Annotated in this window: 13 protein-coding genes; 4 read left to right on the top strand and 9 right to left on the bottom strand. The window is 72.1% G+C overall.

The window, feature by feature from the left end; genetic code table 11:
- From ACWF41_RS02000 to ACWF41_RS01965, 8 genes are all read right to left on the bottom strand, one after another.
- Positions 1-284: hypothetical protein (locus ACWF41_RS02000; protein WP_380321140.1), on the bottom strand; the 284-nt coding region annotated here is incomplete at its 3' end.
- Complete coding sequence (locus tag ACWF41_RS01995) at positions 281-580, bottom strand: hypothetical protein (RefSeq protein WP_380321137.1); 300 nt, start codon at positions 578-580, stop codon at positions 281-283. The genes ACWF41_RS01995 and ACWF41_RS02000, both read right to left, overlap by 4 nt.
- 102 nt (positions 581-682) lie before the next feature.
- Entirely contained in the window at positions 683-988 is a 306-nt protein-coding gene (locus tag ACWF41_RS01990; protein ID WP_380321134.1) for a hypothetical protein, read from the bottom strand.
- A gap of 627 nt (positions 989-1615) precedes the next feature.
- Positions 1616-1918, bottom strand: coding sequence for a barstar family protein (locus ACWF41_RS01985; RefSeq protein ID WP_380321131.1), 303 nt, complete (start codon positions 1916-1918; stop codon positions 1616-1618).
- Positions 1915-2190: a hypothetical protein gene (locus ACWF41_RS01980; RefSeq protein WP_380321128.1), complete on the bottom strand. Its 276-nt coding sequence runs from the start codon at positions 2188-2190 to the stop codon at positions 1915-1917. The genes ACWF41_RS01985 and ACWF41_RS01980 overlap by 4 nt, the downstream gene beginning before the upstream one ends.
- Before the next feature lie 195 nt (positions 2191-2385).
- Positions 2386-2730, bottom strand: coding sequence for a hypothetical protein (locus ACWF41_RS01975; RefSeq protein ID WP_380321125.1), 345 nt, complete (start codon positions 2728-2730; stop codon positions 2386-2388).
- Between the two features lie 42 nt (positions 2731-2772).
- Positions 2773-3027 (bottom strand): YbdD/YjiX family protein, encoded by a 255-nt coding sequence (locus ACWF41_RS01970; RefSeq protein ID WP_380321122.1) that lies wholly within the window; start codon positions 3025-3027, stop codon positions 2773-2775.
- Positions 3011-5281: a carbon starvation CstA family protein gene (locus ACWF41_RS01965; protein ID WP_380321119.1), complete on the bottom strand. Its 2271-nt coding sequence runs from the start codon at positions 5279-5281 to the stop codon at positions 3011-3013. The genes ACWF41_RS01970 and ACWF41_RS01965 overlap by 17 nt, the downstream gene beginning before the upstream one ends.
- A gap of 155 nt (positions 5282-5436) precedes the next feature.
- Between ACWF41_RS01965 and ACWF41_RS01960 the strand changes: the two genes are divergently transcribed.
- A complete protein-coding gene (locus ACWF41_RS01960) occupies positions 5437-6702 on the top strand; it encodes an NYN domain-containing protein (protein ID WP_380321116.1) in 1266 nt (421 codons plus the stop codon).
- Positions 6703-6715: 13 nt separating this feature from the next.
- Here the strand turns inward: ACWF41_RS01960 and ACWF41_RS01955 are convergent, their stop codons facing one another.
- Positions 6716-7558 carry an alpha/beta fold hydrolase gene (locus ACWF41_RS01955; protein WP_380321113.1) on the bottom strand — a complete coding sequence of 281 codons (843 nt, stop codon included), beginning with the start codon at positions 7556-7558 and terminating at the stop codon, positions 6716-6718.
- A gap of 111 nt (positions 7559-7669) precedes the next feature.
- Here ACWF41_RS01955 and ACWF41_RS01950 point away from each other — a divergent pair, with 111 nt between their 5' ends.
- Genes ACWF41_RS01950 through ACWF41_RS01940 form a run of 3 tightly spaced genes read left to right on the top strand, consistent with a single transcriptional unit; the run spans position 7670 to position 9642 of the window.
- A complete protein-coding gene (locus ACWF41_RS01950; RefSeq protein ID WP_380321110.1) occupies positions 7670-8239 on the top strand; it encodes a TetR/AcrR family transcriptional regulator in 570 nt (189 codons plus the stop codon).
- A gap of 60 nt (positions 8240-8299) precedes the next feature.
- Positions 8300-8947 (top strand): lysophospholipid acyltransferase family protein, encoded by a 648-nt coding sequence (locus tag ACWF41_RS01945; RefSeq protein ID WP_380321107.1) that lies wholly within the window; start codon positions 8300-8302, stop codon positions 8945-8947.
- Positions 8944-9642, top strand: a complete 699-nt coding sequence (locus ACWF41_RS01940) for a ubiquinone/menaquinone biosynthesis methyltransferase (RefSeq protein WP_380321104.1) — start codon at positions 8944-8946, stop codon at positions 9640-9642. The genes ACWF41_RS01945 and ACWF41_RS01940 overlap by 4 nt, the downstream gene beginning before the upstream one ends.
- Positions 9643-9701 lie beyond the last annotated feature (59 nt).

Raw genomic sequence — 9701 nt, 5'->3', positions numbered from 1 at the left:
ACCCGGTCCAGGGTGCGGGCGTAGTCCACCAGCGCCTCGCCCGTGGCCTGATACCGGGAGTGGGCGCGGCGGATCTCGCTGATGGTGTCTTCCTTCGTCTCCATCAACGCGTCCACGGCCTGAGAGATCGTGCCCGCCACGTCCAACCGGGACATCGCCCCGGCGGCGTCGTCGATCGACCCCGCGACCTCGAGGTAGTCCTGCCCCCCGGACAGCACCAGCACCGGGTCCCCGGGCGTGGGGTCCGCATCCAGGCCGACCGGCGACCAGTCCGCCGGCCTCACACCGGGCCCTGCCCGCTCGTGCTGGAGGTGGGCGCGGGCTGGCCCTCGCCGCTGATCCCGTCCGCGAGGTCGGAGTCGATGTCGGTGAACGCCTGCGCCACCTGCACCGACGCGTCCGCGAGCAGGCGCAGGTTGTCGGTCATCTTCTGGCGCGTGTCGTCCCACGAGCTCGCGAAGTCGCGCACCGTGCCCGCCAGGCCGTCGTGCCCGACCGCGTCCGCGATCCGGTCCGACCGCGTCGTCGCGTTCTCGAACTCGTCCGCCACCGTGGTCAGGCTCGACCCCAGCTCCGTCACCGCATCAAGGTCCACCCGGAGATCCGCCACCGGCCCTCACCCCTTTCGCCCGCAAGAGAGTAACCAGGGTCACGTCTGATGCACCACGGGGAGAACTTCCCATCAGGCCAGGTCACCGGGGTGCGACACCAGGATCCGCGTCTCGTCCTCCTCGGACGTGACCGCGACCTCCACCCGTCGTCCGACGTCCGACGCGACGAACTCGGGCTGGCCCTCGACCGGGCCGAGGATCCTCAGTGGCAGGGGGCTGTCGGCGCGGACCCGCACCCAGGGGAGATCCCATGAACCCACGCCGCCGACGCTGAGCAGCAGCTCGCCCGTCGGCGAGACCAGCCCCTCCTCGCCCGCGACGCGCACCCACGCGTCGGCCAGCGAGCCGTCGCCGTCGGGGACCCGGACCGTCGGCACCGCGGAGCCCTCCGACGCTGAGTGCCAGGCTCCTCGGGTCTCGTCGACGGTGCCCTCCGTCCCCAGCACGGTGAGGCCGGCCAGCGCCGCGTGGGGATCCAGGTCGCGCGTTCCCAGGGGAGGTCCGCCATCGTGCCGCGTGGATCGAGCACCAGGCCCATAACGCCCGCCCCACCCGCGGCTGACCGCGCGACCAGCGCCTGCGCCGCCCGCGCGACCCGTTCGACGTCGCCCGCCCGCAGCCCGTCGAGGTAGATGGTGACCGCGAGGTGCGCGGCCGCGTCGTGCGTCCCGGCATCGTGGCTCCCGACGTCGTGGCTCCGGACGCTGACGATCATGTCCTCGGAGCGTGAGAACCAGGCCTGGAGCGTGACCTCGGCGCCGACGTCGAGGAGACGAGCCAGCTCGTCGCCACCGATCAGGTGCTGGTCGCCCTCGTCGTCGAGCACCGCCACGCTCAGGCCCGCGCCGTGCTCGTGCGGACCGGGCGCGGCGAGTTCCGCGCCCGCGGCCGCCAGCAGGCCGGGGAGCCAGGCGCCCGCGGGCGTGCTGGTGTACAGGGTGAGGAAGCCGTCGGGCATCTGCGCTCCGTGCTCTCGTCGGGGTCCGTCCGAGGACGATCGGTGGTCACTCGAGGACGAGCTCGAACCGCTCCTCCCATCCGCGGCTCGCGACGTCGTCGGCGATGCGGGCGAGGAGGTCGACGACGCGGTCGAACAGCGCGTCCCCGAGCTGCGCGCGGCTCTCCCGGGAGCTGCGCCACACCAGGCGCACCGGGCGCTCGACGTCGTGCTCGAGCCGGTCGCGCAGGGCGGCGAGGTTGCGTCCGTAGAACGGCCCGAGGTCGAGCTGGTCCGCGAGCTCGCGGTGCAGGTCCGCCTCGGTGCGGATCCGGGTCCCGTCCAGCACGACGTCGGTCATCGGCCTCATTCCTCGATCGTGGGCTGGGCTCGCATCTCGCGGAAGGCGGTGTGCCAGGCGCGGAAGTCGTCGGGCGAGTGGAGCAGGACGCCCGGGCCGCTCGGCAGGTCGGCGCCGGACAGCCGGTCGAGGGCGTCGAGCACCGCGTCGTCGACGTCCTCGTCGTCGCGGAGCTCGCGCAGGACACCGGACGCCCAGTCGGCGGCGCGCCGCGGTGCGAGCACGCCGGACGCGAGGTCGCGGAGCACGGCCTCGACGGAGGCCCGGTCCGGTGCCGTCATGGTCAGAGCAGTCCCTCCTGTCGCGTGCGTCGGACGACGACGGTCGCCACATCACCCGCGGCATCCGCGCCGACGACCACCCTGCCACGCCCGCACCGGCCGCCGACCGGGCCTGTGGACAACGTCAGCAGCAGGCGGTCGGCGGACGACGAAACGTCCAGGGGAGGGCGGGCGGCGTGCCCGCGGAGGGCCAGGTCACCGGTCCTCCCGCGCGACGAACACCCACACGGGCCGGTCGGACGGTGTGATCCGCGGGGCCGCGCGCACGTCGATCCGGCTCCCGACGTGCACGCGGTGCCCGAGCAGCACCGCCAGCTCCTGCGCGATCTCGTCGACGTCCTCGACGAGGTCCGGCGTCTCGTGCCGCGCCTGACAGACGACCGTCACCGCGACGTCGTCCTCCTCGACGCCGTCGACCTCCACCCCGAGGGCCAGCGCGTCGCGTGGGACCAGGCCGAGGGAGGCCTGGGTGAGCTGGGCGACGACGTAGTTCTCCCACACGGGAGCGCCGGCCGGGTCGCCGGGTGTGGGCACGGTCATCGCCGCAGGATGCCGCAGCCGCCGATGGCGTTCAACCACTCCTCAGCAGCACCGCGACCCGGGGTTGCGGTCCTGCTCGGCGTAGTGCTCGCGCCAGAACTCGCGCTCGCCCATCGGCTCGCGGTCGGGGTGGGCGGACCGCTCGTGGGCGACGTACGTCGCGTACGCGTCGTCGCCCATCACCTGGCGCACATACCACCGCAGGCTCGCCCACCCCGCCGACGCCGCCCGGGCGAGTGCCCGGGCGGCGTCGAGCGCCGTCGGCCCGACGGTGCGGGCGTCAGTGGTGCCCGGCACGTGCGTTCTCCCGCAGGCCCGCGTCGACCCACTGCTTCTCGATCCGCTTCTCCGCGGCCGACGCGAACAGGCTCGCCGGGGCGAACCGCCGCGACGCGACGGGCGGGTCCTCGTGGTTCGCGCCGCCCCCGGTGCGGAAGGCGTGGATGGTCACGACCACGGACGCCACGATCACGATGATCGACAGCACCACGAAGATGATCGAGAGCGTGCCCTGCACGAAGGTGTTGCGGACCACGGCCTCCATCGCGGCGACGTTGGGCGCCGTGCCGAACGACGTCTCGCCGGCGTCGAGCGCGTCCTGGAACGCCCGGTGCTGGGCCCAGTACCCGACCGCGGGCACGTCGGAGAAGATCTTCTCGAACGACGCCCAGATGGTGATGAGCGCCGTGAACGCGAGCGGCACGGCCACGATCCACAGCCACGCCCAGTAGGCGCGGCCGCGCTTGGCGACGATGGCGAGCACGACGGCGAGGGCGATCGCGGCGAGCAGCTGGTTCGCGATGCCGAACAGCGGGAAGAACGTGTTGATGCCGCCGAGCGGGTCGGTGACGCCCAGATAGAGGATGGTGCCCCAGCCTGCGACCATGATCGCGGTGCAGATCCACACCCCTGGTCGCCAGCTCACGTCCTTGAACCTCGGGGCGACGTTGCCGATGGTGTCCTGCAGCATGAAGCGCGCCACGCGGGTGCCGGCGTCGACGGCGGTGAGGATGAACAGCGCCTCGAACATGATCGCGAAGTGGTACCAGAAGCCCATCATCGCGGTGCCGCCGACCAGCTGGTGCATGATGTGCGCCAGGCCGAGCGCGAGCGTCGGAGCGCCGCCGGTGCGGGACACGATCGACGGCTCGCCCACCTGGCTGGCCAGGGTGCTGAGCATGTCGGGCGTGAGGTTCACGCCGGCGAGGCCGAGCGAGTTCACGAACGCGACCGCGCCCTCGATGGTGCCGCCCGTCGCAGCGGCCGACGAGTTCATCGCGAAGTACACGCCGCGGTCGATCGAGATCGCGGCGACCAGCGCCATGATCGCGACGAACGACTCCATGAGCATGCCGCCGTAGCCGATGAAGCGGGTCTGGCGCTCCTTCTCCACCAGCTTCGGCGTCGTGCCCGACGAGATGAGTGCGTGGAACCCGGACAGGGCGCCGCACGCGATCGTCACGAAGAGGAAGGGCCACAGGTTGCCGGCGACGACGGGGCCGGTCTCGGAGCCGGCGAACTCGCTGATCGCGGGCACGGAGATCTCGGGGCGCACGATGACGACGGCGCCCGCGAGCACCACGATGACGCCCACCTTCATGAAGGTGGACAGGTAGTCGCGCGGGGCGAGCAGCAGCCACACCGGCAGGACGGCGGCCACGAAGCCGTAGACGATGATGCCGACGGCGATCGTCGTGCGGTCGAGCGTGAACGCCTCGGCGCCCCACGCCGTGTCCGCGACCATGCCGCCGCCGATGATCGCGGCGAGCAGCAGCACGAAGCCGATCAGCGACACCTCGGTGATCTTGCCCGGGCGCAGGTAGCGCAGGTACACGCCCATGAACAGCGCGATCGGGATGGTCATGGAGACGCTGAACACGCCCCACGGGCTCTCGCCGAGGGCGTTGACGACCACGAGCGCGAGGATCGCCACGATGATGACCATGATCAGCAGGGACGCGACGATCGCGGCCACGCCGCCGATGCGGCCCAGCTCCTCGCGCGCCATCTGGCCGATGGTGCGGCCGCCGCGGCGCATGGAGAAGAACAGCACCGTGTAGTCCTGCACGGCGCCCGCGAGCACCACGCCCACGATGATCCAGATGGTGCCCGGCAGGTACCCCATCTGCGCGGCGAGCACCGGGCCCACCAGGGGGCCCGCGCCGGCAATGGCGGCGAAGTGGTGGCCGAACAGCACCCGGCGGTCGGTGGGGACGAAGTCCTTGCCGTCCTCGCGCGTCTCGGCCGGGGTGGCGCGGCGGTCGTCGGGGCGCGTGATGTACCGCTCGATGACCTTCGAGTAGAAGCGGTACCCGATGAGGTACGTGCACACCGAGGCGAAGACGAACCAGATGGCGTTGACGGTCTCGCCGCGCACCAGCGCGATCATCACCCAGGCGACGCCGCCGAGCAGCGCGATCGCCGCCCAGAGCGCGATCTTCGCGGGTGTCCAGCGGGGCTTCAGGTCCTCGGCGGGAACCGCCGTCGGGGGGAGCGAGGGGTCGGGAACGATCTCGTCCGTCGCCGTGGTGGCTCCGGGATCTGCTGACAAGGTGAGCCTCCAAGGCGTCGCGTCGTCGGGACCCGACACACCATAGAGGGTGAAGAAAGGGTGACGAAACGGCCGGACCCTGGACGGTGCAACAGTGGCCGTGGTACCTGGGCCTGGGCCCGCGGTGGAGCACGCGACGCCGTAGCCTGACGTGCATGGACACCGAAGAGCGCCTCGCCGTCTTCCTCGACTACGAGAACCTGGCGCTCGGCGCCCGGGACCACCTGGGCGGGATGCAGTTCGACTTCAAGCCGATCGCCGACGCGCTCGCCGTGCGGGGGCGCGTGGTCGTGCGCCGCGCGTACGCCGACTGGTCGTACTTCGACGAGGACCGGCGGATGCTCACCCGCCACCAGGTCGAGCTCATCGAGATGACGCAGCGCATGGGCGCGTCCCGCAAGAACGCCGCCGACATCAAGATGGTGGTGGACGCCATCGAGATGGCCTTCGAGCGCGACTACATCACCACGTTCGTCATGTGCACCGGCGACTCCGACTTCTCCCCGCTGGTGCACAAGCTGCGCGAGCTCGACAAGCGCGTCATCGGCGTCGGCGTCGAGAACTCCACGTCGCGGCTGCTGCCCCCGGCCTGCGACGAGTTCCTCTTCTACGACCGGCTCGAGGGCGTCGACGTGCCCGACGAGTCCGAGGCCCCGGCCCCCAAGCGCTCCGGCCGCGGGACGGGCAAGGGCAGCAGCCGGGGCGGGCGAGGCGGCCGCGCCAAGGCCCCCGCCGCCGAGGCACCGGCCGAGGCCGCACCGGAGGCACCGGCCACCACCGAGGCCCCCGCCGAGGAGGCCGCACCTGCAGCGTCCGGCACGACGTCGAGCACGCGCCGCCGCAAGAAGGCGCCCGCCGCGGAGCCCGCCGTCGAGCCCGCGCCCGAGGCCGCCGTCGACGTCGAGCCCGAGGCCGACCTCGAGCACGACGACGCCGCGCCCGCGGGCGAGGACGCGACGATGGAGGTCAAGGTGGCGCAGACGCTCGCCGACCTGCAGGCGTCCACGAGCGGCTCCGTCACGGCGTCGATGCTCAAGCGCACGCTGGTGCGCAAGGACCCCACGTTCAGCGAGTCCGACTACGGCTTCCGCACCTTCGGCGAGTTCTTGCGCTTCCTCGCCGACCGCGGCTTCGTGGTGCTGTCGCCCGGCCCGTCGACCGGCGACCCGGAGGTGGAGCTGCCCGAGCAGCAGGACACCGAGGGCGCGTTCGACCTGCTGCGCCAGGTGGTGCGCGACGCCGGCGGCAGCGCGCCGCTGTCCGGGCTGAAGAACGAGGTGCGCAAGCGCCGCCCCGACTTCTCGGAGAAGGCGCTCGGCTACCGCGGGTTCCTGCAGTTCGCGAAGGGCGCCGCGGCCGCCGGCGCCGTCGCCCTCGCATGGGACGACGACGCCGACGACTACCTGCTCACGGCGAGCTGACCGGTCCCTCGGGTCAGCGCCCGACGAACGCGAGCAGCGCCGCGTTGACCTCGTCCGCGTGCGTCCACAGCAGGCCGTGGGGCGCGCCCTCGACCTCGACGTACTCCGCGTCGGGCACGGCCGCGTGGAAGCGGCGGCCGGAGGCGTCGATCGGCAGGATGTTGTCCTTCGTGCCGTGCAGGATCAGCGTCGGCTTGCCCGCGGCGCGGACCGCTTCGACGTCGGGCCGGAAGTCCTCGATCCACGTGGGGACGACGGCGTACGCGGCGACGGGCGCCGAGCCCACGGCGGTGGCCCAGTTGGCGCGCACGACCTCCTCGGAGATCCGCGTGCCGAGGTTCTCGTCGAGGTTGTAGAAGTCCTTGTAGAACTGCGTGAACCAGGCGTACCGGTCGCTCCGGGCGGCGTCGACGATCCCGTCGAAGACCGCCTGGGGCACGCCCTCGGGGTTGTCGTCGCGCTGCACGAGGAACGGCTCCAGCGAAGCGAGGAACGCGAGCTTGGCGACGCGCTCGTGGCCGTGGTTGCGCACGTACCGCGCGAGCTCGCCGGTGCCCATGGAGAAGCCGACGAGGATCACGTCGCGCAGGTCGAGCGTCGTGAGGACGGTGTCGAGGTCCTTCGCGAACGTGTCGTAGTCGTACCCCGAGCCGACCTTGCTGGACGCGCCGAACCCGCGGCGGTCGTAGGTGATCACGCGGTACCCGGCGGCGAGCAGCTCGCGGGTCTGGAGCTCCCAGCTGTGGCCGTCGAGCGGGTATCCGTGCACGAGGACGACCGGCTGCCCGGAGCCCTGGTCCTCGTAGTAGAGCTCGATGTCCGTGCTGTTCTCCTGCCCGACGGTGATGTAGCCCATGGTGGTGCCCCTTCCGAAGGAGGGGGAGAACGATCGTTCTCCCGCTGTTCGCTACAGTAGAGAACGATGGTTCTCCCCGCAAGGGGAGGGACGGCGACGAGAGGGTGGACGATGCTCGACGAGAAGGCGGCGCGCGACGCGGTGGTCGCGGCCGCCGACCGGCTGTTCTACGCGCGCGGCGTGCAGTCCGTCGGCATGGACGCCGTGCGCGCCGAGGCCGGGGTGTCGCTCAAGCGGATCTACGGGCTCTTCCAGTCCAAGGAGGACCTCGTCGTCGCCGTCCTCGCGCTGCGGGCCAGGCAGTGGACGGAGGGCGTGGAGCGCGCAGCCGCCGGTGCGGCGACGCCACGCGACCGGATCCTCAGCGTCTTCGACTTCCTCGACGCCTGGTTCCGGGAGGACGGGTTCCGCGGGTGCGCGTTCATCAACTCGTTCGGCGAGCTCGGCGCCACCTCGCCCCGCATCGCCGAAGCCGTGCGGGGGCACAAGGAGGCGTTCCGCGAGCACGTCCTGGGCCTGGTGCGCGAGGCCGGCCTGCCCGACGCGGTCGCCCTGCAGGTCGTGCTGCTCGCCGAGGGCGCGCAGACCACCGCCGCCATCACGCACGACGCCGACGTCGCCCGCGAGGCGCGACGCGCCGCCGAGTCCCTGCTCGCCGCCGAGGAGACGCGTACGCCCTGATCGCACGCCCGCGAGGACGCCCTCGGCCGACCCGGGCGGAGCAGGGGGCACAATGGTGCGGTGACCTATCGGTTCCTGCGCCTCGTCCTGTCGCTCCTGGTGTTCGTGCTCCTGCGACCCCGGGTGACGGGACTCCACAACATCCCGCGGCGCGGACCGGTGATCCTGGCCAGCAACCACCTGTCGTTCATCGACTCGATCATCATCCCGCTCGTCGTGCCCCGGCACGTCACCTTCATCGCGAAGGCGGAGTACTGGACGGGCCACGGCCTCAAGGGCCGCGTCTCGCGCTGGTTCTTCACCACGATGGGCCACATCCCCGTCGACCGCGAGGACCCACGCGCCGGCCAGCGGTCGCTCGACGACGCCCTCGTCGTGCTCAAGCGCGGCGGCGCCTTCGGCATCTACCCCGAGGGCACCCGCTCCCGCGACGGCAAGCTGCACCAGGGGCACACCGGCGTCGCATGGCTGGCGCTCGCGGGCTCCGCGCCCGTCGTGCCGGTCGCGCTGCGCGGCACCGACAAGGTGCAGCCCATCGGCAAGCGGCTGCCCCGCCCGGTTCGCGGCATCCAGGTGAACTTCGGCGCCCCCATCGACCCGTCGCGCCAGATCACCGCCGGGTCCCGGCCGGCGCAGGTGCGTCGGGAGCTGACCGACCACGTCATGGACTCCATCCACAAGATGAGCGGTCAGGAGATCGCCGCGTGACCGTCCCCTCGCCGCACGGCGAGGAGGTGCAGCGCCTCTTCGACACGGTCCCCGGCTACTACGACCGGATGAACCGCCTCATGACGGTCGGCCGGCACGCCGCCTGGTGCCGCGACGTCGCCCGGCGCGCGCAGCTGCCCGTCGGGGGGTCGCTGCTCGACATCGCCACCGGCACCGGCGTCATCGCCCTCGAGGCCGCGCGCCAGTACCCCGGCGCCACGATCCACGGCGTCGACTTCTCCGAGGGGATGCTGGAGGGCGCCCGCGCCAAGCCCGGCGCCGACGCCGTGACCTGGGAGTTCGCCGACGCCAACGCCCTGCCCTACGACGACGGCTCCTTCGACGCCGTCACCCACGGCTACCTGCTGCGCAACGTCGAGGACGCCGAGCGCGTCCTCGCCGAGCAGCTGCGGGTGCTCAAGCCCGGTGGCCGGCTCGCGCTGCTCGAGACCTGCCCGCCGCGCGGACTGCTGAAGTACCCGGTGGCGCTCGGCGTGAAGGTCGTGATCCCGCTGCTCGGCCAGCTCGTGGCGCGCGACAAGTCGTCGTACACGTACCTCGAGGAGACCACCCTCGGGTTCATGTCCCCCGAGCAGGTCGCCTCCATCCTCTGGCGGCTCGGGTTCGACGACGTCACCTGGCGGCGCCGCTTCCTCGGCACCCACATGATCGTGAGCGCCCGCAAGCCCCTCTGACGGTGGTGACGTAGTGCCCGGTGACGGTTCCCCGCTCGGAAGCGTCACCGGGTACTACG

The sequence above is a fragment of the Isoptericola sp. NPDC055063 genome (assembly GCF_053608125.1).
This window is presented reverse-complemented; position numbering and strand designations above follow the sequence as displayed.

What these genes read in the sequence shown, in the direction of transcription:
- ACWF41_RS01985 (WP_380321131.1), bottom strand. Translation starts at nt 1,918, where the DNA reads ATGAGGCCGATGACCGACGTCGTGCTGGACGGGACCCGGATCCGCACC.
- ACWF41_RS01980 (WP_380321128.1), bottom strand. Translation starts at nt 2,190, where the DNA reads ATGACGGCACCGGACCGGGCCTCCGTCGAGGCCGTGCTCCGCGACCTC.
- ACWF41_RS01975 (WP_380321125.1), bottom strand. Translation starts at nt 2,730, where the DNA reads ATGACCGTGCCCACACCCGGCGACCCGGCCGGCGCTCCCGTGTGGGAG.
- ACWF41_RS01960 (WP_380321116.1), top strand. Translation starts at nt 5,437, where the DNA reads ATGGACACCGAAGAGCGCCTCGCCGTCTTCCTCGACTACGAGAACCTG.
- ACWF41_RS01955 (WP_380321113.1), bottom strand. Translation starts at nt 7,558, where the DNA reads ATGGGCTACATCACCGTCGGGCAGGAGAACAGCACGGACATCGAGCTC.
- ACWF41_RS01950 (WP_380321110.1), top strand. Translation starts at nt 7,670, where the DNA reads ATGCTCGACGAGAAGGCGGCGCGCGACGCGGTGGTCGCGGCCGCCGAC.